The sequence below is a fragment of the Campylobacter sp. IFREMER_LSEM_CL908 genome (genome assembly GCF_025771545.1).
Classification (GTDB): domain Bacteria; phylum Campylobacterota; class Campylobacteria; order Campylobacterales; family Campylobacteraceae; genus Campylobacter_D; species Campylobacter_D lari_D.
On sequence record NZ_JAKMQK010000018.1, the window covers coordinates 1 to 26,988 of the forward strand.

Genomic DNA, 26,988 nt, shown 5'->3' on the forward strand with positions numbered 1-26,988 from the left:
CTGAGCTAACGAGACAATCAAAAAATGAAATTATGCCAAAAGAATATTTTTTTGTCAAGATCTAAAATAAAAATTTAAGCATATTCTTAAATATGCTTAAATTTAAACAATTAAGCTAAGTCCAACGACACTTTTCCATTTTTAATTTCTGCCACCTTAACCTTAACCTCGTTACCAATTTCTAGCTTTTCCTTGAATTTAGAATTATGCAATAAACCATCTACGCCATCTCTAAGTTCTACAAAAACTCCAAATTCTACAACTTTTTGAACTTTTCCTATAAATTCTTCTCCGATATCAAATTTAGGCACTTCTTTTCTATCGCGCTTTTTATTAGAACCTTTAGAATGAACTAAATTTAATATATATTCTTTGCTTTGAGAAATAAAATCATGATTAATTCCTGCTATTTTAACCTCACCTTTATCTCTATCTAAGTCAATATTAACTTCAAATTTTTCTATAATCTCTTTTATAGTTTTACCACCTTGGCCAATAATATCAGGGATTTTACTTGGATCTACATTAAAAATTTCAATCTTTGGTAAAATTGCTTCATTAACAACTATGTTTTGATTGGCCTCTTCCATTAATTGTAAAATGTGCTCCCTAGCTTCTTTTGCTTGATATAAAGCCTCTTTTAAAACTTGTTGCTCTATACCGCCAAGTTTTATATCCATCTGCAAAGCAGTGATTCCCTTGTAACTTCCTGCTACTTTAAAATCCATATCTCCATCATGATCCTCAAGACCCATAATATCTGTTAAAATAGCATATTTTTCATCTTCAAAAACAAGTCCCATTGCCACACCTGCCACTAGTTTTTCACTTTTTACCCCTGCGGCTCTTAAAGCCAAAGCACCACCACAAACAGTAGCCATAGAACTAGAACCATTACTTTCTAAAATTTCAGACACTAAACGAATAGTATGAATATAATCCGTATCAATACTAGGATGTAAAGCTCTTTTTGCTAAATTTCCATGCCCTAACTCTCTTCTACCTGGAGCTTTTATAGGAGTAGCCTCACCTACGGAAAAACCTGGAAAATTATAATTTACCATAAATTTTTCGCATATAGGATTTTTTTCTGTTAGTAAATCTGACATTTGCGCATCATTATCACTTCCCAAGGTAGCTATAACCAAAGCTTGAGTTTGCCCTCTAGTAAAAAGACACGATCCATGTGCATTTGGCAGAATATTTGTCTCTATATCTATCTTTCTAACATCTTTCAAGCCTCTACCATCTGCCCTTTTATTTTCATTAAGAATTTGACTTCTAACAAGCTCTCTTTTGCACAAATATAAAGCTTTCTCAATATCTTCAATTTTCCATTCATTTTCAATAGCATTAGCTTCATTTTCAATCTCTTTTGCTATTTGTGAGATTTCACTTGCTCTTTCACTTTTTGCCATTTGGTTAATTGCAATTTTAAGCTTTGAGATATAGGAATTTTTAATAAAATCAACAATTTTGCCACCATCTGTTTCTATTTTAAATTCAAGTTTGGAATTTTTTCTATAAGCAGCAAAAACTCTTTCATATTCATTAGAGCCACGCAAAATCGCATTATCTGCAAATTCTAAAGCCTTTAAAACATCATCCTCATTAAGCTCGTTCATACAATGTTGACCATTTTGTTTGTTTGCTAAAGCTCTCATTTCTATCATTAAAAGCTCATCTTTAACACCTGCCACATAAAGGTCTAGGGTGCTATTTTTTAATTCACTATTGCTTGGATTTAAAACAAATTCATTATTCATACGACCTATTCTTACACCACAAACTGGCGCTTTTATAGGAATATCACTTAAATATAAAGCAATGCTTGCGGCATTTAAACTCATCACTTGCAGATCTACTTCAGGATCAGCAGAAAGAACCATTACTACAATTTGAGTTGGATAGGCATAGCCTTTTGGGAAAAGAGGTCTTAAACTTCTATCTATAATCCTTGCACTTAAAGTTTCATTATCACCTGGTTTAGTTTCTCTTTTTACATAACCACCTGGAATTCTTCCTGCTGCATAAGCTTTTTCTATATATTGTACCGTAAGAGGTAAAAAATCCTCTTCTACCATTTTTTCTTCTCTAGCAACAGTTGCCAAAACTACAGCATTTTTTTCTTGCATTAAAACTGCACCTGCTGCTTGTTTTGCAACCTTATTAGTCTCAAATATTTCAAGATGATTATTAATATTTATTTCATGTCGCATGATTTTTCCTTTAATATTTTCATCATAGGCAAAAACCAAATAAGCTTTTTAAATTTTAAAAATTAAAACTTAAAAAGCCTGTTTTTGTTTTGCCTATAAATTTATATCTAAACAACCGATTGTTTAGATATAAATTTATCTCTTTAATGGAAGATAATATTTACTTTCTTCTAAAATATCTAAAATTTCATGAGCTTGCAAAATCGTTTTATTTTTAAAATAAAACTCAATATTCACAAAATGATCAATTTTTTGCACACAATAAACCTCATCTACAAAAACACCGATATATTCATATACATCACTTGGCATTAAAGCAGTAGCATAAACAATACTATTTACTTCTTCTTTTAACAAACTTTTAATACATGAAGAAGCAGTAATTCCACTTTCGCAACCTTCATGCAATATTAAAATATTTCTCCCTTTTAAATCCTTTAAAAGATTTCCTTTTCTATAACGATACACATTTTTTAAAATTTTTTCTTCGTAGGTTCTATTGGCTTCACCATAAATATAATCTAAACTTATATCAAAAGCTTTAACTAAAGCCTCATTATAAACCAACTCCTTTGTTTCACTAATCATAGCTATTTGACATTCATCATTATTAGGAGCTTTAATTTGTTCTGTAAATAAAAAATCATATGGAATTTCTAATTTTTGTGCTAGTGCATCAACAAAAACTATCGATTTTAAAGAAGGTGTAATAATAATATAATCTTTTAGTTTGTTTAATGGTAATATATCATATAATTTCTCAAGTGCATCTTTTTCATCTTCAAAAAATATCATATCGACCTTTCATTTTCCTCTAAAGAAAAATCATAAGATACCCCGCCTAATGGATAAAAATTAAACATAAAATATACACCACTTTGATCTTTAGCACTAATACCACCACTTGTAAGTTTAGGTGAAATATCTTTGCGATACATCAAAGAATAATTCCAACATTTTCTTTGATAAGTATAACCTATTTCCCATTTTTCAGGATCTTTGTTCAAATCAAACCACAATCCGCCAAAAATTTGATAATTAGTATTTATATCATATTGGGCTTTAGTTCCTATAAAATTATATTTTTCATTTTCATACATTCTATAAGCATGGTTTAAACTAATCTTCCATTCACCATAATCAAACAAAGCTTCACTAAAAACCTTATCAAAACGATTATCAACTCCAGAATATTCAGCTTCATTTCTTAAACTTATATAATCATTGTAAAAATATTCTACAACATTATCAAAAGCACCAAAGCTACCTTCTTTAGTAAAGTATTTAACCTTCAAGTTATGATATAATTTTTTTTTGCCTAAAGTATTATAAAAATACTGATACATTGAAAAATTAAGTTGCTCAGGATCATTTTTTAACTCTACAAAATCTTCAGTGATTTCACCCGATTTAGCTCCAGGTAGAAAATAATTAACCCCTAAATATAGAGTATGATAAAAATTTTCATATGGCTTTGAAAGATCTGTATATAAAGAAAAATTATGAGAATTTCTAAATAAATGTTCTTGATTTTTAACATCTGTATTAGAATAATCTACAAAATTTGCATATATCCTTTCTGTGAACGCAAAATTTAAAAAATCATCAAAAAAACTCGTATGATAAATTAAAGGTAAATCAAAATCTAAAGTTTTAGCATAAATACCCGTATGTCTATAATACCTATGAAAAGAAGCATCCAAGCTATATTGTATATAATTATCAAAAAATCCATTTAAATATCTATGATATTGAAAAGATGGATATTCTTGTAAAGTATCTTTATTGCTAATTTTAGAAGTGTCTATATAATACTTTGCATAAGCACCATAATAATTATCATCATCTGATAAAAAATAATTTATTTTAGAAGTAACTAAAGAAGCTTCGGTTTTTGCGCTAGAACTTAAATTCATATAATCAACATCATTTAAATAAGTAGCATCAACCCATAAACCCTCTTGAAATTCTTCACCTAAAAGACTTTTAAATAAAGATTCATTTGAATATTTAACCTCTAAACCATAGTGTTCTTTATTTTTTAAATTTTCTTCTCTTTTATAACTTGATTTTTCGCCAAAAATACCACCGCTAATTTCACCTTGAGAATAAGGGGTATCAATAAATCTTAAAGTTGAGTATAAGCCATAACCTCTTTTTGTTCTAATCTGAGGTTCAAATTGAATGTCCACATTATCATCAATAACATAATAAATTGGCTGATTATAATATAGCCCTTCACTTTGTTTTAAAACTACTTGGGGAATTAACAATCCGCTTTTTCTTTTAGTATCTACACTAAAACCAAAATAAGGTAAATACATCACCGGAACATTTTTTACATATAATCTTGCATTATAAAGATGTAAAAAATTACTCTCTTTGTTTAATTTGCCTTCATCAAAACGAATTTCCCAATCAGGATTTTCAACATTACAACTAGATACAACAGACTTTTTACTCATTACAAATTTGTCATCAATTTTAGCTTGATGACATTGTAGCCAAACCTCCAAATCATTATTTGAAAAAAATAAATTTTTAAAAGCTGTAGTGTTATTTTTTAAGTTAATCTTCGTATAAGTAGAATTAGTTCTTTCTTTTTGCCCCCTTAAGATATTAACATCTCCAAAAAGCTCCAAATCTTTTGTTGTTTCATTAAATTTAGCCTCGCTTGCAGTTATCAAATAAAAATCAGATACCACAACTACATTATTTTTTGCCTCTATAATATCATTTTTTTTGACAACATCCAAAGCATAAATATCTACTTTGGAAGCATATAAACTTCCTATGCAAGCCAAAGAAAGTAATATTTTACGCAAGATCTATCACCACTGTTTTGGCCGCATAATCATGCCAAGTTTTTAAAACGATATTGCTTAAAGCCCAAGCAAAACCCAAACCATACAACATATCACTAATTTGCCTTACACCTGCTCTTAAAGCACTTTGAATGAAATTTGGTTTATCTAATAAGTTTTGATCAATAACCATAATCTTCAAAAGCATTTTTCCTAAAGTTGCACCATATAAATATGTAAATAGACTATGATATGTAAATTGCAAAATTAAAGTTCCACCAGCAAAACGTATTAAAAGATTGTGAATTTCATCATAAGTTTGCATAGAACTAATCTTATCAAATAAAATAATACTCACAATAGCTAAAATCACAAAACTATCAACAATATAAGCTAAAAATCTTTTTTTAAAACTTGCTATTTTTAGCTCTTCTTTTTCTAGTTTGTCAAATAATTCTTGATTTACACTCATTTAAGAACCTGAAAAGCAATATCTTTTCTATGTTGTTTTCCTTTAAAATGAACATTATCACAAAGCATATAAGCGTTTTTTTGCGCTTCTTCAATACTTTTTCCAGTTCCTACACAAACTAATACACGACCACCACTAGCATATAGTTTGTTATTTTCTAAAATTACTCCAGCATAAGAAATATGAGAATTTTGCGGAATTTCTCCTATATCAATTAATGCTTTTGGAGAATCTTTATAAGGATAGTTTTTACTTGCACAAACCACACCTACTGCAAATTCATCTTTGATTTTTATACGAGTATTTGCAAGATTTTTATTCACACATGCTAAAAATAAATCCAAAGGATTTTCTATCAAAGGCATCAAAACTTCGCACTCAGGATCACCAAAACGCACATTGTATTCTAAAACATAAGGTTTATTATTTACAACCATCAAACCTATAAACAACACTCCAACAAATTCAGCACCCTCTTCTTTCATACCTTTAAGAGTTGGTACTACTATATCTTTTTTTACTTGCTCTAATAAATTTTCACTTGCTAAAATACTTGGAGCATATGCACCCATTCCTCCTGTGTTTGGTCCCTTATCATTATCTAGTAATCTTTTATGATCTTGTGCAGCAGGTAACAATATAAAATCATCTCCATCGCAAACTGCAAATACACTTAATTCAAATCCGTTGAGATATTCTTCTATAACAACAATCTTACCAGCTTCACCAAAACTCTCTCCGCTAAGCATATTTTTAGTAGCCTCTAAAGCTTCTTCATGGCTTTGAGCAATAATCACACCTTTGCCCGCACACAAACCATCTGCTTTTACCACTATAGGAGGAGTTAAACTCATAATAAATTTCTTAGCTTTCTCATAATCTGTTGTATTTAAAAATTTAGCTGTTTTAATTTTATATTTTTTTAAAAAACTCTTCATATAAGATTTTGAAGCTTCAAGCATAGCAGCAGCTTTAGTAGGACCAAAAATAGCAATATTATTTTCTTTAAAAAGATCTACTATACCCTCTGCTAGAAAATTTTCACTTCCAACTATACAAAGATCAATCTCAGATGCCTTTGCATAAGCTGTAATAACCTTAGGATCTTTCATATTAAGATTTGTTCCTATTTTAGCGGTAGCACCATTTCCTGGTGCAAAATAAAATTCCAAATTATCATTTGTTTTTTGAAGAGCCAAAGCGATAGAATATTCCCTAGCACCGCTTCCTAATATTAAAATTTTCATTATTTTCCTTAAAATATCAAAACCCAAATGGCCGGAGTATAAGTGTCTGACCCTCAAAAAGTCAAAGTATGCCATTAGGTGATTTTTAAAGGCTGCAGCTTCTCGCTTTTTTTCAAAACTCAAACGAAGTCACAGAACACGGTAAATCACACATCACAGCTTATAATTAATGTGTTGGATCCTCTTTAATACCATATCGAACCATTTAGGCATTCTAATTATAACTAAGAAAACTTAAAAATAGGGTTTAAAAGGATTTTTATAAAATTTTGAATTTAGTTTTGGAGTCCTTTTTTAAAAAATACTTTCCTTCTAAAATAACATCAGCAACAGATGCCCAAATAGTTTTTTCATCTACATAAACTATATCAAATTCAGTATTTTTCATCAATCCTTGATAATTTACTTTTTTAGGTGCATGCTTAACAACATAATAAGGATTCATTGCAAAAATTTGGATTTTCATATTAACATATAAATCAGGATTGGAAGTAACTATTAAAAAACTTTTTTCACATTCTTTTCTTACTTTTTTAACATAAGAAAGCAATAATTGATCATTTGGATTTAGCGCATGTTTATTTAATCTATTTAAATAAAGTTCAGCAAAAGAAAGAGTGCAGAAAGAAATTTCGCTTGCAGTTTTAAAATAAGAATTTTTTATACTTGTTGATTTTAAAGATTTTTTCCAAATTTCTATATCTAATTTTGTAGCACATATATTTAAACCTTGTTTAATTTTCTCAAAAAGTTTCTCTCTAGCCATATTAAAACTATTATTAAAAATGGTAAGATTTTTTTCATAGAAAGACTTTCTCATTGCCTCTAATTTTTCAATGCTTTTTGTAAAATAATCTACTTCATTTTTTATTTCAACAAGCCTTTGTTTTTTACTTTGTATCATTTCTTCAAATTCTTGTCGTTTTTTGCCACTTTCTGTTTCTATTCTCGCTTGTTTTGATTTAATATCTGTAATCAAAGCACTCATTTGGCGATCAAGTGCTAATTTTCTATTTTTCCTATTATCGATCGAAGCAAGAAGTGCTTGATAATGACATTGATGAGACAAAAAGACCTCATCATACAAACGCTCCATGTTGATATGTTTTTGTTTATCTTTCATATCTTTATAAGCCATTTCAAGATGTACTATAATATTTTTCATAGCAGAAAAGTCAGCTTGGTTAATGGTATTATCTGAAAAAAGCAAAGTATCCAAAGCCTTATGTAAAAAACGCTTCATAGCAAAAAAATCTATAATATATGGCACCTCATCTATATTAATATCTTTCACAGCATTGATTGATAGTGTTTCATTATAAAAATACCTTTGAATGGCTTGTGGGATAGTCAAATTTAGAGTAATCTTATCAAGATTATCATAATCGGTTTCTCTATAAAGCTCTTGAACATAAGCATCACGCCTTGTTAGTCTTAAATCCTCCAATTCATCATCACTATCTGTTTTCCAAAAATCTCTTTCTTTGATAAAATCATTATCTCCAAATTCTTGAAATTTAGAAGGTCTTAAATCTGTAATATGCTTTCCATCGGATCTAAACTCAACAAACATACCAACCGTTGGCATGCTTCTTTTATCGTGCCAAGCATGTTTATTAAATTCAAAAAATGTTTTTGCAAGATTAATTACTGTTCCTCTTCCAGTACCATCCACATAAACCATTATTTTTCCATGCATATCCAAATCCTTGATCTAAAGAAAAATTAAATTCTTATTTTAACTTTGTTTTCATAAATTTACAATAATATTTTAAAATTTATTAAAAATAACTATCTTAGGTATTTAATCTATGTTTTTATATCAATACTTTAAAAATCCAAAGCAAACAGGAGCATTTTGTGCAAGCTCAAAAAAACTAAGCAAACTCATAACCTCTCATGTCCAACATGCAAAAAATATTATTGAAATAGGACCTGGAACAGGAAGTTTTACCAAATATATCCTTAAGCAAAAAAATCATGATGCAAGATTTTTTGCAGTTGAAATTAATCCACATATGGCAAAAAAACTACAACAAAATATAAAAAATATAGATTTAGAAATTAGATCAGCGGAATTTCTACCTGATATGTTAGAAAAAAGAGCAATCAACAACGCAGACTTAATTATTTCTGGAATTCCTTGGGCTTTATTAAATTCCAAAGAACAAGATTTATTATTAAAGTCCATTCATGAAGTTTTAGAGGAAAATGGTTGCTTTGCAACATTTGCATATATACTGCCCACGCCAAAAGGAAGAGCTTTTAAGAAAAAACTTTTTACTACTTTTAGCAAGGTAGAAATTTCACCTATCATTTGGCAAAATCTCCCTCCTGCTTTTGTTTATTTTTGCACTAAATAACTATTCCCATTCAATAGTCGCTGGCGGCTTACTAGAAATATCATACACCACACGATTAATTCCTTCTACTTCATTAATAATACGGCGTGAAATATTTTCTAGTAACTCATAAGGTAAATGAGAAAAAGTAGCTGTCATACCATCACTTGCATTCACCACACGCACACAAACTGCATTATCATAAGTCCTATTATCTCCCATTACGCCAACACTTTGCACATTTAAAAGCACGCAAAAAGCCTGCCATGTTTTATCATACCAACCACTGCTTTTTAATTCTTCAATCAAAATTACATCAGCTTTTCTCAAAAGCTCCAAACTAGGCTCATTTACTTCACCCATAATGCGTATAGCAAGCCCTGGTCCCGGAAAAGGATGACGATAAACTACATCTTTACTCAAGCCAAGTTCTATTCCTAAAGCTCTTACCTCATCTTTAAAAATTTCTTTTAGAGGTTCAATAAGTTTTAAATTCATCTTTTCAGGTAACCCACCCACATTATGATGAGATTTTATGGTTTTACTAGCTCCTACAACCGAACTTTCAATAATATCAGTATATAAAGTTCCTTGTGCTAAATATTTTACATCTTTATGTTTTTTAGCTTCTTCTTCAAAAACCTCTATAAAGGTATTTCCTATAATTTTTCTCTTTTGCTCAGGATCCCTAACACCCGCTAAGCGACTTAAGAAAATCTCCCTAGCATCAATACTAATTAGATCAATACCTAAAGTATGTCTAAACATATATTCAACTTGCTCTTTTTCACCGCTTCTTAAAAGACCATTATCAACAAATACTACTACCACTTGATCTTTTATCGCACTTGCTAGTAATGCAGCCACTACACTGCTATCAACCCCACCACTAACAGCACATAATACCTTATCATTACCCACTTCTTCTTTAATTTTTTGCGCTTGAGTTTTTGCAAAAGATCCCATATTCCATATACTATCACAATTACATGCATACTTAGCGAAATTTTTTAAGATGCTTTTTCCAAACTCACTATGTTGAACTTCAGGGTGAAATTGTAAAGCAAAAAATTTACGCTTTTCATCTCCAAATACACAAAAAGGACTATTTTCGCTTGTTGCTAAAACCTCAAAACCTTGTGGTAAATTTTCTACCTTATCAGAATGACTCATCCATACCGTTTGTTTTTTAGGTAAATTTTTAAACAAGTCACTATCATTTTGAATATCTATAGTTGCTTTGCCATATTCTTTATGACCTGCTGGAGCTACATTTGCACCAAAATGATGTGCCATAAGTTGCATACCATAACAAATTCCTAAAACTGGTATATTTAAATCAAAAACACCTTTATCACAAAAATAAGCATCATTTGCATATACACTAGCCGGTCCACCGCTTAAAATAATACCCTTAGGCTCTTTAATTTTAATTTCATCTAAACTTACATTAAAAGGTAAAATTTCTGCATATACGCCCTGCTCTCTTAATCTTCTTGCAATGAGCTGTGTATATTGCGAACCAAAGTCCAAAACCAAAATATCTGCTTTTTTCATCTAACTCCTTTATAAATTTAACAATTGAAATTGTACATACCAAACTATAATAGATACTATATATCCAACTAAAATCGTCCATACATATTTTAAATGAGAGTTAAAAGTATAAATTCCCTTCATTTTTCCCATTACCCCCACACCAGCTGCTGAGCCAAAGCTTATTAATGATCCTCCAATTCCTGCTGTAAGAGTTACTAAAAGCCATTGAGTATCATCCATACTTGGATTAGCTTTTAATACCGCACTCATAACCGGAACATTATCTACAATAGCAGATAAAAATCCTACGCCTATATTAATACTAGTAGCTCCAAATTTTGTATAAAGATCGGAAGCATAAGCAAGCCATCCAACAAAATGTAAAGCGCCCACAGCAGATAAAATTCCAAAGAAAAATAATAAAGTATCCATTTCAATACGCGTCATATAATGAAAAATATTTAAATCTTTTTTACCTTGTTTTCTATTGAAAAAATACATATATAAGCTGAGCAAAGAAAGACCAAAAATCATACCCCACATTGCAGGCAAATCGCAAATACTATGGATAAAAACTGCTAAAGCGATAGTTAAAAAACCAAGCACAATAAATACTTTACCACCTGGTTTAATTTCAACTTTTTCTAGATTATCTTTATGAAAATTTGGCTCAACATCAGGCACATAACGCGATAGCAAATAAGCCGTAAGAAACCATCCAATAAAAGAAGCAGGAAAAAGAGCAAAAAATTCAAAAAAGGTAGCTTTTTTTGCCGTCCAAACCATCAAAGTAGTAATATCACCAAATGGCGACCAAGCTCCACCAGCATTAGCTGCTACTACAATATTTATAGCACCTGGAATTAAAAATTCTTTATTATGTTTATCTATAGTTAAAAGCACAGTAGATAAAATCAAAGCCGTTGTAAGATTATCTGCAATCGGAGAGATAAAAAAAGCCAAAATTCCTGTTAGCCAAAATAATTTTCTATAAGTATAACCCTTGCTTACAAGTTTGTATTTTAAAGTTTCAAAAACCGATCTTTCTATTAATGCTTCTATAAAAGTCATTGCTGCTATTAAGAAAAACACAATTTGTGCGATTTCCAAGATAAGATGATTAACACTTTCTTCAAGTATTTGCGTGTCTAAATCATTTACTACCATATATATGCCAATGACAATAAAAGAAAATGTTCCTATAAACAAAGCAGGCTTAGTTTTGTTGATATGATATTTTTCTTCTGCTGCTATAAAATAATACCCCAATACAAAAATTATTAAAACACCTATACCCAAAGCACTAAAAGCCAAATTTAACTCATGAGTTTGACCTGCTAATAAAAAGCTAATACTAAAACAAAGTAAAAAAAGTATTCTACTCATATTTCACTCTCCAAAGATTGGAATTTTTTTATTTCCTTTACGCTGCCATTATTATCTTTTATTTCATAAAATGGGGCAGCTTTATAACCACATGCACTTAAAAATATTAATAAAAAAAATGTTACAATAATTAAATGGAAGTTAAAAATGATATTAAAACAAGTCGTGATGTTATTGATATATTTGCTAATTCTGAAAAATATAAACATTATAGACCTTTAAAAGCACTTTTGCAATATAAAGAGTTTTTAAAACTATTTAACCATAATCACCAACAAATGATTACTAAACTCTTTATAAAAAATAATACTTTGATTATTTTAGTTAAACACCACATTGCATATATGGAGCTTAATCACGATAATACCAAAAAAATGATTAAAAGTCTCATAAAAAACTATATTTTAGCCAAGCCAATGAGTAATTTTGCTAAAGTGGAAAATATAAAAATACTTAGCGACAAAAACTTTATATCCAAAAACAATACTTTTAACGCACATAAAAAAACTCATCTAGAACTTTCTAATGGAAATTTTAAAAACCATTTTGAAAATCCTATTTTATATAATAAATTTGAAGAACTACGAAAGCTTATAAAAAATGCTTGAAAATGAACTCAAAACCTTGCCTAATTTACCTGGCGTGTATCAGTATTTTGATATACAAGGTAAGCTTTTATATGTAGGTAAAGCCAAGAATTTAAAAAACCGCGTTAGAAGTTATTTTAATTTCACTCCAAATCTTTGCCCAAATCCTAGCAATAGTTTAAGAATTCAAAAGATGATTAGTCAGACCCATCATTTAGAATTTATTACCACAAAAAGCGAGGCCGATGCTTTAATACTAGAAAATTCTTTTATAAAACAATTACACCCAAAATACAATATATTATTAAGAGATGATAAAACCTACCCTTATATTTATATAGACTTAAATGAAGATTTTCCAAGATTTGAAATTACAAGAAAAATCATCAAAAAAAATAAAATAAAATACTTTGGTCCGTTTTTTAAAGGTGCAAAAGAGCTTTTAAATGCTTTATATTTATCTTTTGAGCTAAGACAAAAGAAATCTTGCAAAGAACTTTGTCTTTTTTATCAGATTAAGCGTTGCAAAGGTCCATGCGAGCAAAAAATTTCCAAACAAGAATATGAAAAAATTATCCAAAAAGCCACACAAGCTCTTTTAAATCCCTTATCTTTAACAAAAAATTTAGAAAATAAAATGCTTGAATACGCAAAGAGTGAAAACTACGAAGAAGCAGCTCTTATAAGGGATCAAATTAAAACAATTGAAGATTTAAGTGTAAAAATACAAATAGACCTTGCAAAATTAGAAGATTTTGATATTTATGCTATTTATTGCAAAGAAAACATACTCTCCATGGTGCGTTTTGTAATAAATAATGGTAAAATCATTAGTTCAAATCATAAAATACTAGCTCTTAATAATCAAAACGAATTTGACTTAAATGCAATTTATAAACAATATATTCTAGAAAATTACACACAAGAATCTCCAATAAAATCAACTCATATTTATACACACAAAGATTTTGAAGATATGAAGCTACTGCAAGATCTACTCAGCGAGAGATTTTCTAAAAAATTTTACCTTAAATCGCCAAAACTTGGTGAAAAAAAAGCCCTATGCGAGCTTGCTCTAGAAAATGCAAAAATAAACATACAAAAGCATTTAAAAAATGAAAGTTATTTATTTTTAAAAGAATTAAAAGATTTTTTCAATCTGCAAAATTATCCCAATCATATAGAAATTTTTGATAATTCTCATATGCAAGGTGATGCAATTGTAGGTGCTTTAGTAACCTTCAAAGATGGGAAATTTGATAAAAGCTCTTATAGACACTATTATTTATCTTATAAAAATGATTATGATCAAATGCTTCAAATCCTTAGTAAAAGAGCTTTATCCTTTGATAAAAATCCACCGCCTGATTTATGGCTGATTGATGGGGGAGATGCTTTATTAAAACTAGCAAATGATATTATTAAAAGTTCTGGAGCAAATGTGGATATTTTAGCTATATCTAAAGAAAAAATAGATGCAAAAGCTTATAGGGCAAAAGGAGGTGCGAAAGATAAAATTTATACCCAAGAAGGTAAAATTCAACTTTCTACCGATGATAAAAAATTACAATTTTTGCAAAAATTACGCGATGAAGCACATCGCTTCGCAATTAGTTTTCACCAAAAAACAAAAAGAAAACAAGATTTGCAAAGTTCTAGGTTAATACAACTTGGAATTTCCCAAGGATATATTAAAAAATTTTTAGATTATTATGGTAGTTTTGATGAGATTAGCAAAGCTAGTTTTGATGAATTAAAATCACTTTCCAATGCAAAGATAGCTAAATTAATCAAGGAAAATTTATGATATTATTTATTAGTCTTTTGACTTTAATTTTATGTTTTTTAAATTATTATTTTTTATATCCAATTGATCAAAAATTATTCTATATTTATACCTCTATTAGTATTTTAATATTTATCGCTACATGTATTTATTTAATCATAAAAAATCAAAAACTTAAAAAAGATAATATCATTATTCAAGAAATAGAAAAATTTTTAAAAATATCAAGTTCAACCTCTTTAATAGATCTAAAAGAAAAATTAAAAACATCATTTGAGCTAACGCAAAAACAATTGCAAGATCAAAAATTACAAAACAAACTTTTACAAAAAAACTTGCAATATCTTATTCAAAGTTTTAACTATATGCGATTAGAAAATTCCATTACACTAAAACCGATTTTAAAAAAATATCAAATAAGTACAAAAACAAAAAATATTATTTTTAAGAATATCCACGCATGCATTGTAAATGATGATATGATTGAAAATTTTTTATTACAATGTATTTTATTAGATATAGGCATTAGTAGTGAAATTTTTGATGATTTTCAAAAAGTAGAGAAAAAATATTCCTTTATTATTTCAAAGAAGAAAATAAAAAATACGCTAAACTACACATTTGTAGATGTCAATGTCAAAGATCTTATCAATTTTTTAAGTACAAATTTTAAAGAAGAAAGTTATCAAATAGCAAATTTATATAATGTATTGATTTTTAAATCTTCTAGTTTTGAAAATAATCTAATTTTAAATATAACCAATCAATTTTGCTCAAATAATCAAATCGTAGATAGCCTAAGTGATTTTAAGAACGCTTTAAAATTAAATTTTAGATTAATTTTGGTTGATTATGAAGTCATAAAGTTCGATATTTTACATTTTAGTCAAATACTACATGAATATAAAATACAAAATTCACAAAATAAAATTTTACTTTTTACCAAAAATAGAGTTAAAAATTGCGATTTTGCCGATGAAATTATAAATGACATTAGCAAAAATGAATGGATAATTTTACTTAAAAAATATATCAATCAAGTTTAGTTCTATGATTAATAGCCTTATGTAAAGATATAAAATCGACATTTTCCAAACTAACACCGCTTGGAATACCTTGGGCTATTTGGGAAAAACTCAAATTTAAATCCTTTAATTTTTCCTCTATAAAAAAAACTACAGCGTCTGAATTTAAGCCTTGAGTAAAAGCGAAAAAAATTTCTTTAGTATTTTTGTTTTCAATCATTACTCTTAATTTAGTAATATTTTCTTCGTTGGTATTTTCTAGTACAAAATAAAGCCCATCATAGCTTTTACTATCTTCTAAAATTAATACATCTTTAGGATCTTGCACTATACAAATAATATTATTATTTCTTTCTATATCAGAACAAACTTCACATAATTCATTTTCACTCAAAGCCCCGCATTGTATACATTTTTTAATCCCTCTAATAGATTCTTCAATACTATAAGCAAGTTTAGAACCTAGCAAAGGATCTTTTATACAAACATGATAAGCAAGTCTTAATGCGGACTTTTTACCGATAGTAGGCAATGCAGAAAATGCATTTACCAATTCATTAAATTTTTCTAAATCTTTCAAGTCATTTTAACCTTGAAAAAACAATCTTAAAAATATGATAACCATCTTCATAACTATAAGTTAAATTATAACCATGAAGATTGCAAATATTATTGATAATATAAAGCCCTAATCCCATACCTTCAACTTGAGTATTTTGTTCTCTTACAAAAGGTTTCAAATAATAATCAAAAGTTTTTTTAAGTTGAACCCCTTTATTTCTAACAATTACATAGTCCCCTGAACATATAATCTCACAAGCTTTATCGTCAGAATATTTAATAGCATTATCAATCAAATTTTTAAGCATTAAGGAAAAAAGTTCTAAATCAGCAACAATCATAGTATCTTCTTTGTAAGAAATCTTAACTTTTTGATAAAAATCATCTCTCATGAGATAATCTTCAGCCTGCTCTAAAATTAAGCTCAAATGATAAGTTTGCAAATTTAGTTGGCAATTTCTAGATAAAACTTTTTCAATTTTACCAAATTCATCAATCAATAATTCAAGTCTTTCAAAAATCGCTACTAAGCGGTCTTTTTGCTTTTGATTGTCTAGCATCTCACAAACTATCCTACCTTTTCCAATAGGTGTTTTAAGTTCATGCATAATCATTCTTAAAAAAAATTGTCTTGATTTTACTAATTCTTGTATTTTATTAATAGCATGGTCAAATTCAAAAGAAATTTCTGAAATCTCATCATTAATTTGTGAATATTCGGATAAAGGTTCTATTTTTCCAGCACTAATATTTTTAATTTTCTTTTTTAAAATTTTTAAAGGCATTAAAGATCTTAAAACAGAAAAATATAAAAATATAATCAAAATCAAACTAAAAAAGAAACTTAGTAAAAACAAATACTCTAAACGCGTAGATGCATTTAGCTCATAAAGCTGCTTTAAATTAACTTGTTCAACATAAAAAAAAATTTGATTATGGTAAATAATAGAAGAAAAACTACCGTAAGCAGAATTAACCTTAAGCACCTTTTCACCTTTTGCAACTATATGTTTTGCACTGCGTTCATTTTCAACTATTTTAAAAGACTTAGAAAGAAGATAATCATGAATTGAAAAACCTTCTTTTCTTTCTAAATTATATATAATTTTTTCTACAATTTCTTTTTGTCTATTTTGCTCATTGGTTAAATAAGAATCAACCTGAACCTTACCCAAGAGCACAAACAAAGCACAAACAAACAAAAAAGCCGTTGCAAAAAGAACGGTAATCTTAAGATTAATAGTTACTTTCATCCTATTAATTTATATCCTATCCCTCTAACTGAAAAAATATGCTTTGGTGCCTTCGAACTATCGCCGATCTTAGTTCTAAGCCTACCAATAATTACATCTAAACTTTTAGAATCTTTATCTTTTAAGCTTTTGCAGTGATACACAAGCTGCTCTCTGCTAACTGAAAATCCATGTTGTCTTATCATATAACTTAAAATTTCATATTCAGCAGGAGTTAAAATTAAAACCTCTTCATTGTAACTAATCTCATGTCTTTTTTCATCAATTTTAAAAGCTGAATTGATTATTTTTTCAGGAGTTTCATTTACGCGTTTTGAACGACGGATTAAACTCATAATTCTTGCATGCATTTCTTTAGGATCGTAAGGCTTTGGTAGATAATCATCCGCACCTATTTGAAGTCCTACAATTTTATCACTTAAATCGCTTCTAGCTGAAGAAATAATAATAGGAATACTATATTTTTCTCTTATTTCGCGACAAACTTCAAGACCATCAAGTCCAGGTAAAGTTAAATCAAGAATTAAACAATCATAATTTTTTATACCAGCACTCATTCCCAAATACGGATCTTCATAATTAGTAACTTTGATATTAAATTGGGCCAAATATTCTGCTAAAAACTCTGCAAAATCTGGATCATCTTCGATCATTAAAACATTAATCATCTCTACCCCTTATTAGTGAAAATATGTTACAAACTTAATATTATAACACATAATTTAACTATTCATTTATTTTTTTGCTAAAATTATAATATTAATTTTTCAAGAGAGGAAAAAAGTGGAACTTAATTATTATGAAATATTAGAAATTTCTCAAACTTCAGATAAAGAAACTATAAAAAAAGCTTATAGAAAAATGGCATTAAAATATCATCCTGATAGAAATCAAGGAGATAAAGAAGCTGAAGAAAAATTTAAACTTGTCAATGAAGCTTATGAAGTACTTAGCAATGATGAAAAGCGAAGTATATATGATAGATACGGCAAAGAAGGATTAAAAGGACAAGCCGGTGGTTTTGGTGGTTTTGGAGATGTTGATTTAGGGGATATATTTTCAAGTTTTTTTGGAGATGGATTTGGTTTTGGAAACTCAACGCGTAAAAAAGAAAGAGGAAATAAATATCCACATGATTTAAAAATAGCGGTAAAGATTAGCTTCAAAGAGGCTGTTTTTGGCTGCAAAAAAGAAATTGATTTTACCTATAAAACATTTTGTAAAATATGCAATGGTAGTGGATCAGAAAATGGAAAAGAAGATATTTGTTCTCATTGTGGAGGAAAAGGACAAGTTGGTGTTAGACAAGGTTTTATGACTTTTGTACAAACTTGTGATCATTGTAAGGGCAGTGGGAAAATAATAAAAAATAAGTGTAAAACATGCCATGGAAATGGTTATGAAGAAATAAAAGATCATATAGAACTTGATATACCAGAAGGTATTGATAGTGGTATGAGTCTTAGAGTGCAAAACAAAGCAAATAAGCTTCCAAATTCTTCTCAAAGAGGTGATTTGTATATCAAAATCGTTGTAGAAGATGATAATAAATTTATTAGACATGATGATGATATATATACCATAGTACCTGTATTTTTTACCCAAGCTGCTCTTGGAAAGACAATTAAAATTTCCACCATAAGAGGAGAAGCTGATCTTAAACTTCCGGTGGGTGCAAAAGATAAACAAAAATTTGAATTAGCTAACGAAGGTGTTAAAAATATTCACAATGGAAAACTTGGTTCACATATTGTACAAATTGAAATAAAATTTCCAAAAACACTTACTGATGAACAAAAAAATCTACTATTGCAACTTGAAAAAAGCTTTGGCTTAGAAAATGAGGAAGCTTTTATAGAACAAGAAAGCTTGTTTGATAAAATCAAATCTTGGTTTAGTCACTAAGGAAGTTTTAAAGCCATCTCCATGGCTTTATAAATTTCTTCTGTTTTTTGACACTCTAAAAATAACTCAAAAGCAAAAACACCTTGCCATAAAAGCATTTGCGTGCCATCTTTTATTTTTAATCCATTTTCTCGTGCTAACTTTAAAAAAGATGTTTCTCTACTATAAATAACATCAAAAGCATACTTAGCTTTTTGAAAAATATTTTTTAAAATCCTTTCTTCACAAGGTAAACTTTCATCATGTAAACCCACACTAGTCGTATTTATTACCAAATCAAATTGTGTATTTAAATCAAGTTGATCATATAAAAAACATGGATAGATGGTTAAATTTTCAAATCTAGCACTAGAGCGATTTGCTATTGCAACTTCAATATTTATAGATTTTAAAGCATAAGCTAAAGCTTTAGCGGTGCCACCAGCACCTAAAATCAAAGCATTTTTAATAGAAAAAAAATTTTCAATTGCTTTTAAAAATCCTAGATAATCTGTATTATAAGCATAAATTTTGTTATTTTTATTTAACAAAGTATTAGCAGATCCTATTTGCTTAACACTTTCATCACAAAAATCTGCAATTTTATACGCTTCTTCTTTAAAAGGTATAGTAATATTTGCTCCATCAAATTTTTGAACAATTTCTTTTAATTTTGCTTTATTTTTTAAATGGTATCTTGTATATATTGCGTCTTTTTTAAGAACTTGTAAAGCATTATTGTGCATTCTTGGGGATTTAGAATGCACAATAGGATCACCTATAACTGTGAAAATTTTCATTTTACTCTAAAAGTAAAAGCACCTTTTGCGATTTTAGAACGCACCTTTTCTAATTCAGCCTTTAATTCGCTTTCTTTATAAGGCCCAACTAAAACTTTTGTAAGTTCTTTGCCATTTACTGTTGTTTTGTAAATTTTATAATCATATCCATTTTCTTTAAGTATACTCAATTCTTTGGACTTTGGATCAAGACTACTTAAAGAAAAAACTTGGATATAAGTACCTGCTGCAAGGTGTGTTTGAGTCTGCGGTGTTTTTATGCTCTCAAACAATTCATTTGCATTGCTTTGCTCTGGAGCTTTTGGCTTTTCAACAACATTAGTTTTTGATTTTTCAGAAGGTTTTTGAATTGGTTTTTCTATAGATTTTTCTACAGGCTTAATCTCTTCTTGTTTTTCTTCCACCTTAGCTGGTTCTTCTTTTGGTTCGGTTGATGTAATTTGATCTAATACACTATTGCTTGGAATTTCCTGTTTTTCCTCTATGGTATTATTTGCATCAGCCAATGAACTTTCTTCTTTCAGTTTTCTAGCTAAAGCTTCAAATTCATCCTCTTCTTTAGTATTATCTGTAATAGGCAAAGAATTAAAATTATTTTCATAAGAAGCTTGCTCTTGCGGCTCTGATGGCATTTGTAGTGATTTTTCCTCGCCTGGATCATTAATTAACTTCATTGCTATCATTACTACCAAAAACACAATAATTAAAATAATCGATCTGAGTAAAATTTTTTTAAGTTTTTCACTTTTATTGCTTTTTTGCAAGATAATATCATCAAATTCATTTTTGTTGTTTTCTTCCATTTTTCATCCTTTCAAAAATTACATATGTTTAGACCAAGAAGCGCCACGCTCTTTTTGATAAACCTCATAAGGTAAAGTTAAAATATTAAATTCCTTAGGTATATCCATACTAGGAAAAACTTTCCACTCTACAGGCATTTTTTGAGAAAAAAGCAAAGATAATTTTGATCCCAAAGAGCATGCTTCATTAAAAGTAGTATGTCCTTTATGGATATACAAATGCAAATGATTATTAGTTCTTGTTTTATAGGCAGTAAAATTTATAAAACCTTCTTCCCTTAAAACAAGCTGTGCTCTATGCCAAAAACGCTCTGCGTTAAAACCATTGTAATCAAATACAATATTTTCAACCTTATCAAAACTATTAATCAAAGAGTGTGCTACAATAATCTTTTTTTCCATATGTTCTTGTATAACATTAGCTGTCAAAGGAGCATTTACTTTTTCGAATTTATCAAAAAAAATTCTACCTTTATGCTCATATTTGTTAATTATAGCATTACGCTTAATATAATAATGGCTTGTAACCATTTTAATTAAAGCCAAATCCATAGTTGTAATCAAAATAAAGCCCTTTCATAAATAATAAAATTACTTGCCAAATTTTTCAGTTTAACTTTAATCTCTTCTTGTTGTTTTGTATTTTGTATATCATCTAAAATATCAGCTATATAATTTGCAACAATAGCAATTTGCTCCTCTTTAAAACCTCTTGCTGTTAAAGCTGCTGTTCCAAGTCTTAAACCACTCGTTACAAATGGACTTCTAGTTTCCCCTGGAACCGTATTTTTATTTGCTGTAATACCTGCTCTTTCTAAAGCTAAATCTGCATCTTTACCACTAAAATCTTTATTTAAAAAGCTTAATAAAATTAAATGATTATCAGTACCACCGCTAACTAAATCATATTTTCTATCTATTAGAACTTGAGCCAAGGTAGCAGTATTTTTAATGATTTGCTTAGCATAAATTTTCCACTCATCACTTAAGTTATATTTAAATCCAACAGCTTTGGCGGCAATTACATGCATTAATGGACCACCTTGAATACCCGGAAAAATTGCAGAATTGATTTTTTTGGCAATTTCTTCATCGTTACTCATAATAATCCCGCCTCTTGGACCTCTTAAAGTTTTATGTGTTGTAGAGCTTACAACATGAGCATAGGGAAACGGGCTAGGATGCTCACCTGCTACAACCAATCCTGCAATATGCGCAACATCAGCAAATAAATATGCGCCAACCTCATCTGCTATTTCTCTAAATTTAGCAAAATCAATCACTCTAGGATAAGCACTAGCACCACAAACAATAAGTTTTGGCTTAACTTCTTTTGCTATCTCTCTAACTTTATCATAATTAATTCTCCCATCAAGCTCTACCCCATAAAAAAAACTTTCATAAACTTTTCCAGAAGAACTTACTTTAGAACCGTGAGTTAAATGCCCCCCATGACTTAAATCCATACCCAAAATTCTATCACCAGGATTTAACAATGCCATGTATACACCTTGATTTGCTTGAGAACCTGAATTAGGCTGTACATTGGCAAAATTACAATTAAAAAGTTTTTTACATCTTTCTATAGCAATTGTCTCAATTTCATCAACAAATTCGCATCCACCATAATATCTTTTACCAGGATAGCCTTCTGCATATTTATTTGTTAAAATACTCCCCATTACTTCCATTACTTCTGGTATAGTGAAATTCTCACTTGCTATCATTTCAAGACCATCACATTGTCTTGCTAGCTCCTTTTGGGTTAAATCAAAAATTTCTTTATCAAAATTTTCCAACATTTACTCTCCTTTTACCTCATTTTTAAGTGGCCTCATAGCTGGGAAAAGCACTACATCGCGAATTGATTTTTTATTGATTAAAAGCATAACTAGCCTATCTATTCCTATGCCTTGACCTGCAGTTGGTGCCATAGCATAGCCCAATGCATTAACAAAATCTTCATCCATTTCACATGCTTCCTCATCACCTGCATTTTTAGCTTCAATTTGCTTTAAGAATCTTTCATATTGATCTAGCGGATCATTAAGCTCATTAAATCCATTAGCTATCTCTCTACCCGCGATAAACAATTCAAATCTTTCAGCAATATCCTTATCCTTGTCACTCCTTCTAGACAAAGGACTTATAGAAATAGGAAAATCTATTACAAAAGTGGGATTAATCAACTTATCTTCAACATAATTATCAAAAAGTTCAGCTTGCAAATGACCTAATTCTAATTTTTCATTGGCTTCAAAGCCATCTTTTTTTAGCTTTTCTAAGATTAATTCTTTATTATCAATAAGCTCATCATCTAAACCACCATATTTTTTTAACGCATCTTTATAAGTAATTCTTTCAAATGGCTTAGAAAAATCAATTATTTTTTCATCAAATTCGAGCTTTTTACCTAAATTTAATTTATCCAAAAGCATAGCAAAAAGCTCTTCTGTTAAATCCATCAAATCATGATAATTATGATAAGCCCAATAAAACTCAATTGTAGTAAATTCAGGATTGTGCGTTAAATCCATCCCTTCATTTCTAAAACATCTATTAATCTCATAAACTGCCTCAAAACCACCTACAATCAAACGCTTTAGATATAATTCTGGAGCTATTCTTAAAAATCTTTCCACGCCCAAAGCATTGTGATAAGTCACAAAAGGCTTTGCATTTGCTCCTCCTGCAATAGGATGCATCATTGGTGTTTCAACTTCCAAAAATCCTTTATTATCAAAAAAAGATCTAATATAAGAAACAATTTTAGAACGCAAAATAAAATCTTTTCTTACTTCACTATTCATGATCATATCAAGGTATCTTTTTCTATATCTTTGCTCAATGTCAGTAAGCCCATGATATTTTTCCGGTAAAGGCACTATGGCTTTTGTAGCTATTTGAATTTGCTCAACATGAAGACTAAATTCTCCTGTTTTAGTCATAAAAGGAAAACCTTTAACCAAAACAATATCCCCTACTTCAAGATATTTTTTTAAAATAGCAAAGTATTCTTCTCTTAAAATATTTTGATTAAAATAAATTTGAATATTATCTTGCTCATCTTCTATATTGGCAAATACCGATTTACCAGCTATTCTAAGAAGTTTTAATCTTCCTGCTAACACTCCATATACTTTTTCATCACGCTGATTTTCCGTATCTTTAATGTATGCAAATTTATTTTTATATTCAACTATACTCATTTCTTTTTTCAAAAAATGTGGATATGGATTAATTCCTAGCTTTTTTAATTCTTGCGCTTTTTGAATTTTTTGTTGTTCTAAAATATTATCAAACATTAATTTTACCTTTATTTTTTACTACATTGCGGACATAACCCATAAAGTTGCATTAAATGCCCTGTTAATTTAAAATTATATTCTTTTGCTATTAACATTTGTTGCTGTTCGATAATAGAATTTTCAAATTCAACTATTTCTCCACAACTTTTACAAATTAAATGATCATGATGGGGTTTATTTGCAAGTTCAAATTTCTTCCCTGAAGCTCCAAAAGATATAGAAGTAGCCATGCCCGATTCTTCTAATAAATTTAAAGTTCTATAAACTGTAGCAATACCTACATTTAATTCAGGATTTTTTTGCTTGATTTCCACATACAAACTTTCTGGGGTATAATGCATATCACTATTATATAAAGTTTTCAAAAGCACTTCTCTTTGTTTGGTATATTTTAAGCCATTATCCTTAAGTGTCTTCTTAAAGCGCTCAAGTAAAACATCATATTCTATATTTTCAATTTGCATTATTTACCTCCGAATTTAGACTTATATTAGAATCTTTAATTCTTTCTTCTATTTTTTCTAAACTATTTTGAGTAAAATCAGTATTCATTATAAATTCACCTGTTTTTCTAAGTAAATTTAAAGTATGACTATTGTTTGCATATTTTTCTAAACTTGAATTTAAAAATTCTATATTATTAATACAAGCAACTAAAATTGCAAAAATTAAAAATATTTTAGCACTTCCAAATAAAAATCCACCTATACGATCTATAAAACCAAGACCACTCATGCTAAACATTTTTGATAATATATTTCCCAAGGCCACACATGCTATCCATATCACGATTAACAAAACTAAAAAACCTGCAAAAATAGCAAGATTTTCATTTTCAATTGCATAAAAATTATTATTGATAATCTCTGCTACCTCTTTAGCATATCTTGAAGCAAGTAAAACCCCACCAACTATACCCAATAAACCAAAAATTTCTTTAAATAAGCCACTCACCAAGCCTTTTAAGCCTAAAATTACAGTCAAACCTAAAACAAAAACATCAAACCACGAAAAATTTTCCATCTACGCTAAACTCCAAATATTTTATTCAATTATTTTAGGGACTATAAAAAATCCATCTTGAGAATTTGGAGCATGCTTGCTTATCGTATCTATCACATCAGATTTTTTACTCTCATCATTTCTCAATAAGGTTCCACCATTTGTTGTGCTAGTCATGGCTTCTATATCATCAAGTTTTAATTCATCTAATTTTTCCACAAAATTAACAATTTGGCTTAATTGCTCTTCTAGTTCTTGTCTTTTTTCATCTGCTATTTTTAGAGCACTTAGCTTTTCAAGTTTAGTTAATAATTTATCATCAATTTGCATCATTTACCTTAATTTTAATTTTATAAAACTCTTTGGTTTAGATTGAAAATTATAACATAAAATAATTTATTTTTTCATTTTTATATGTTACAATTATAGACTTTAAAATTACAAAATAACATTTTTTATATTAATAAAGGAAAAATATGGCTTTAAAAGAAAATTTGAAAGCAGTAAAAGAAGAATTAAGCTCTCAAGAGCAAATGATGGAAAATTTTATCAAATCAGAACGCTTTATAAGAAAATACAAATATTATTTTATTGCTCTTATTGCTCTTTTAGTTCTTTATTTTAGTGGAAGTTATATTTATAATATAAAACAAGAAAAAAATATCCAAGAAAGTAATATCATTTTTAATAATCTATTAAAAAATCCTTCAGATCAAAAATTAATTGAGGAATTAAAGCAAAAAAATGCAAATTTATACACCATATATATTATGGGTCAAAATAATCAAGATCTTAATCAAACCTTGAGTCTTAATATAGATCCTTTGTTAAAACAAATAGTGCTTGCCCAAAATAATCAAAAATCAGATTTTCTAAAAGATTATAATACTCTATTAATAGGTTTTGAATTTTTAAAACAAAATGATTTTAAAAACGCAGATGTTGAATTTAATAAAATACCTATAAATTCTCCTTTATGGCAAATCATCACAAGCTTAAAACACTATCAAGGAATAAAATGAAGCATTTTTATTTATTTATTATTACTTTAATATTTTTTAGTGCTTGTGGCACTAAAAGGGAATACTATCAACCAACACAACTAGAACAACTTCCTTATAATTCTAAAAATATTAATGGAAAAATAGTTAATTTTAACAACAACATTGCTCAGTTAAACAATAATACTTTCATAGACAATAAAGGAAATATTACTGCTTTAAAAATAGATAAAAACTATAATATTTTAAATATCCGTCAAGAAGAAATTCTTATAGCTGATAATGATGGGAATTTTAAAATTTTAAATTTACAAGGTGAAGAATTATTTTCTCATAAATTTAACGAAAGTGTAGTAAGTGCTAATGTAGATGGGGATGATATAGCTTTGATTTTAGCAAGTAATACTTTAGTGTATGCTAATAAAAATCTTGGTATAAGAATGCTACAAAATTTAGGCACTGCTTATGCTCAAGATAGTCGCTATGCTAATCCTTATTTTTTAAATACCATTATCATATACCCTATGCTTAATGGAAAATTAGCCATACTTAACAAAAGTACACTAAAAGTTAGTAAAGAAATTTTAGTAAGTAGTGAAGAATTTTTTAATAATATCATCTATCTTCATGTTAAAAACGATACAATGGTTGCCGCAACAGCACAAAAAATCATCGTTGTAACACCAAATAGAACTTTATACCTAAACGAAAACATTAAAGAGGTAAATATTAATGATAAAGAAATTTTTATATTAACAAAAGATGGAAGAGTTATCAAAAATGATTATAATCTTAGAAAAATTAATGAAATAAAATTTCAATTTGCTTTATTTTCCAAAAGCACATTATATAATGATTCTTTGTATGTATTTGAAAAAACTGGCTATTTAATTAAATTAAATACAAATCTGAAAGATTTTACCGTATATAAATTAAATGAAGCTATTGATAAAAAAAGTTTTATGGCTA

General features: G+C 28.6%; 26 protein-coding genes. 7 read left to right on the forward strand and 19 right to left on the reverse strand.

What is annotated here, in order from left to right; translation table 11 throughout:
* Window positions 1–110: 110 nt before the first annotated feature.
* The 6 genes from L8U04_RS07565 to L8U04_RS07590 form a co-directional block, all read right to left on the reverse strand.
* On the reverse strand, window positions 111–2,219 hold the full coding sequence (locus tag L8U04_RS07565) for a polyribonucleotide nucleotidyltransferase (RefSeq protein WP_263709765.1): 2,109 nt from the start codon (window positions 2,217–2,219) through the stop codon (window positions 111–113).
* A gap of 135 nt (window positions 2,220–2,354) precedes the next feature.
* Window positions 2,355–3,014, reverse strand: coding sequence for a phosphoribosyltransferase (locus tag L8U04_RS07570; protein WP_133319883.1), 660 nt, complete (start codon window positions 3,012–3,014; stop codon window positions 2,355–2,357).
* A complete protein-coding gene (locus L8U04_RS07575; RefSeq protein WP_263709775.1) occupies window positions 3,011–5,047 on the reverse strand; it encodes an LPS-assembly protein LptD in 2,037 nt (678 codons plus the stop codon). The genes L8U04_RS07570 and L8U04_RS07575 overlap by 4 nt, the downstream gene beginning before the upstream one ends.
* Window positions 5,037–5,495 carry an RDD family protein gene (locus L8U04_RS07580; RefSeq protein ID WP_220567182.1) on the reverse strand — a complete coding sequence of 153 codons (459 nt, stop codon included), beginning with the start codon at window positions 5,493–5,495 and terminating at the stop codon, window positions 5,037–5,039. The genes L8U04_RS07575 and L8U04_RS07580 overlap by 11 nt, the downstream gene beginning before the upstream one ends.
* Window positions 5,492–6,742 (reverse strand): phosphoribosylamine--glycine ligase, encoded by a 1,251-nt coding sequence (gene purD / locus L8U04_RS07585; protein ID WP_263659811.1) that lies wholly within the window; start codon window positions 6,740–6,742, stop codon window positions 5,492–5,494. Before purD ends, L8U04_RS07580 begins: the two co-directional genes overlap by 4 nt.
* Before the next feature lie 259 nt (window positions 6,743–7,001).
* On the reverse strand, window positions 7,002–8,441 hold the full coding sequence (locus tag L8U04_RS07590) for a hypothetical protein (RefSeq protein ID WP_263709766.1): 1,440 nt from the start codon (window positions 8,439–8,441) through the stop codon (window positions 7,002–7,004).
* Window positions 8,442–8,553: 112 nt separating this feature from the next.
* On the opposite strand from L8U04_RS07590, the gene L8U04_RS07595 reads away from it, so the two are divergent.
* Window positions 8,554–9,105 (forward strand): class I SAM-dependent methyltransferase, encoded by a 552-nt coding sequence (locus L8U04_RS07595; RefSeq protein ID WP_133319878.1) that lies wholly within the window; start codon window positions 8,554–8,556, stop codon window positions 9,103–9,105.
* Here L8U04_RS07595 and guaA read toward each other — a convergent pair whose 3' ends face one another.
* Window positions 9,106–10,641 (reverse strand): glutamine-hydrolyzing GMP synthase, encoded by a 1,536-nt coding sequence (gene guaA / locus L8U04_RS07600; RefSeq protein ID WP_220567179.1) that lies wholly within the window; start codon window positions 10,639–10,641, stop codon window positions 9,106–9,108.
* A gap of 9 nt (window positions 10,642–10,650) precedes the next feature.
* Window positions 10,651–12,009, reverse strand: coding sequence for a sodium:proton antiporter NhaD (gene nhaD, locus L8U04_RS07605; protein WP_263709767.1), 1,359 nt, complete (start codon window positions 12,007–12,009; stop codon window positions 10,651–10,653).
* A gap of 134 nt (window positions 12,010–12,143) precedes the next feature.
* Between nhaD and L8U04_RS07610 the strand changes: the two genes are divergently transcribed.
* From L8U04_RS07610 to L8U04_RS07620, 3 genes are read left to right on the forward strand one after another with little or no spacing between them, the layout of a single operon-like run.
* Window positions 12,144–12,617, forward strand: a complete 474-nt coding sequence (locus L8U04_RS07610; protein WP_263709768.1) for a hypothetical protein — start codon at window positions 12,144–12,146, stop codon at window positions 12,615–12,617.
* The gene (gene uvrC / locus L8U04_RS07615; protein ID WP_263709769.1) at window positions 12,610–14,403 is read left to right on the forward strand and encodes an excinuclease ABC subunit UvrC; all 1,794 of its coding nucleotides are present in this window, start codon (window positions 12,610–12,612) and stop codon (window positions 14,401–14,403) included. The genes L8U04_RS07610 and uvrC overlap by 8 nt, the downstream gene beginning before the upstream one ends.
* On the forward strand, window positions 14,400–15,428 hold the full coding sequence (locus L8U04_RS07620) for a hypothetical protein (RefSeq protein ID WP_263709770.1): 1,029 nt from the start codon (window positions 14,400–14,402) through the stop codon (window positions 15,426–15,428). The genes uvrC and L8U04_RS07620 overlap by 4 nt, the downstream gene beginning before the upstream one ends.
* Here the strand turns inward: L8U04_RS07620 and recR are convergent.
* The 3 genes from recR to L8U04_RS07635 are packed head-to-tail and all read right to left on the reverse strand — an operon-like array spanning window position 15,415 to window position 17,889.
* A complete protein-coding gene (gene recR, locus L8U04_RS07625) occupies window positions 15,415–15,987 on the reverse strand; it encodes a recombination mediator RecR (protein ID WP_263671696.1) in 573 nt (190 codons plus the stop codon). The two genes, L8U04_RS07620 and recR, sit on opposite strands and share 14 nt — an antisense overlap.
* A 1-nt stretch (window position 15,988) precedes the next feature.
* Window positions 15,989–17,221, reverse strand: a complete 1,233-nt coding sequence (locus L8U04_RS07630; protein WP_220567174.1) for an ArsS family sensor histidine kinase — start codon at window positions 17,219–17,221, stop codon at window positions 15,989–15,991.
* Window positions 17,218–17,889: a response regulator transcription factor gene (locus L8U04_RS07635; protein WP_066006696.1), complete on the reverse strand. Its 672-nt coding sequence runs from the start codon at window positions 17,887–17,889 to the stop codon at window positions 17,218–17,220. Before L8U04_RS07635 ends, L8U04_RS07630 begins: the two co-directional genes overlap by 4 nt.
* A 115-nt stretch (window positions 17,890–18,004) precedes the next feature.
* Between L8U04_RS07635 and dnaJ the strand changes: the two genes are divergently transcribed.
* Complete coding sequence (gene dnaJ, locus L8U04_RS07640; RefSeq protein ID WP_263709771.1) at window positions 18,005–19,126, forward strand: molecular chaperone DnaJ; 1,122 nt, start codon at window positions 18,005–18,007, stop codon at window positions 19,124–19,126.
* Here the strand turns inward: dnaJ and L8U04_RS07645 are convergent.
* From L8U04_RS07645 to gatC, 8 genes are read right to left on the reverse strand one after another with little or no spacing between them, the layout of a single operon-like run.
* Window positions 19,123–19,905, reverse strand: coding sequence for a shikimate dehydrogenase (locus tag L8U04_RS07645; RefSeq protein WP_263665030.1), 783 nt, complete (start codon window positions 19,903–19,905; stop codon window positions 19,123–19,125). The two genes, dnaJ and L8U04_RS07645, sit on opposite strands and share 4 nt — an antisense overlap.
* Window positions 19,902–20,708 carry an SPOR domain-containing protein gene (locus L8U04_RS07650; protein ID WP_263665886.1) on the reverse strand — a complete coding sequence of 269 codons (807 nt, stop codon included), beginning with the start codon at window positions 20,706–20,708 and terminating at the stop codon, window positions 19,902–19,904. Before L8U04_RS07650 ends, L8U04_RS07645 begins: the two co-directional genes overlap by 4 nt.
* 18 nt (window positions 20,709–20,726) lie before the next feature.
* A complete protein-coding gene (locus L8U04_RS07655; RefSeq protein ID WP_133319866.1) occupies window positions 20,727–21,272 on the reverse strand; it encodes a DUF1882 domain-containing protein in 546 nt (181 codons plus the stop codon).
* A complete protein-coding gene (locus tag L8U04_RS07660) occupies window positions 21,269–22,510 on the reverse strand; it encodes a serine hydroxymethyltransferase (protein ID WP_263709772.1) in 1,242 nt (413 codons plus the stop codon). Before L8U04_RS07660 ends, L8U04_RS07655 begins: the two co-directional genes overlap by 4 nt.
* On the reverse strand, window positions 22,511–24,013 hold the full coding sequence (gene lysS / locus L8U04_RS07665; protein ID WP_263709773.1) for a lysine--tRNA ligase: 1,503 nt from the start codon (window positions 24,011–24,013) through the stop codon (window positions 22,511–22,513).
* A gap of 11 nt (window positions 24,014–24,024) precedes the next feature.
* Window positions 24,025–24,480 (reverse strand): Fur family transcriptional regulator, encoded by a 456-nt coding sequence (locus tag L8U04_RS07670; protein WP_043019516.1) that lies wholly within the window; start codon window positions 24,478–24,480, stop codon window positions 24,025–24,027.
* Complete coding sequence (locus L8U04_RS07675) at window positions 24,470–25,039, reverse strand: CvpA family protein (protein WP_263661665.1); 570 nt, start codon at window positions 25,037–25,039, stop codon at window positions 24,470–24,472. Before L8U04_RS07675 ends, L8U04_RS07670 begins: the two co-directional genes overlap by 11 nt.
* 21 nt (window positions 25,040–25,060) lie before the next feature.
* Window positions 25,061–25,348: an Asp-tRNA(Asn)/Glu-tRNA(Gln) amidotransferase subunit GatC gene (gene gatC, locus L8U04_RS07680; RefSeq protein WP_133319862.1), complete on the reverse strand. Its 288-nt coding sequence runs from the start codon at window positions 25,346–25,348 to the stop codon at window positions 25,061–25,063.
* 146 nt (window positions 25,349–25,494) lie between these two features.
* Between gatC and L8U04_RS07685 the strand changes: the two genes are divergently transcribed.
* Complete coding sequence (locus L8U04_RS07685) at window positions 25,495–26,040, forward strand: hypothetical protein (RefSeq protein ID WP_133319861.1); 546 nt, start codon at window positions 25,495–25,497, stop codon at window positions 26,038–26,040.
* The coding region (locus L8U04_RS07690) for a hypothetical protein (RefSeq protein ID WP_263709774.1) at window positions 26,037–26,988 on the forward strand (952 nt) is incomplete at its 3' end. The genes L8U04_RS07685 and L8U04_RS07690, both read left to right, overlap by 4 nt.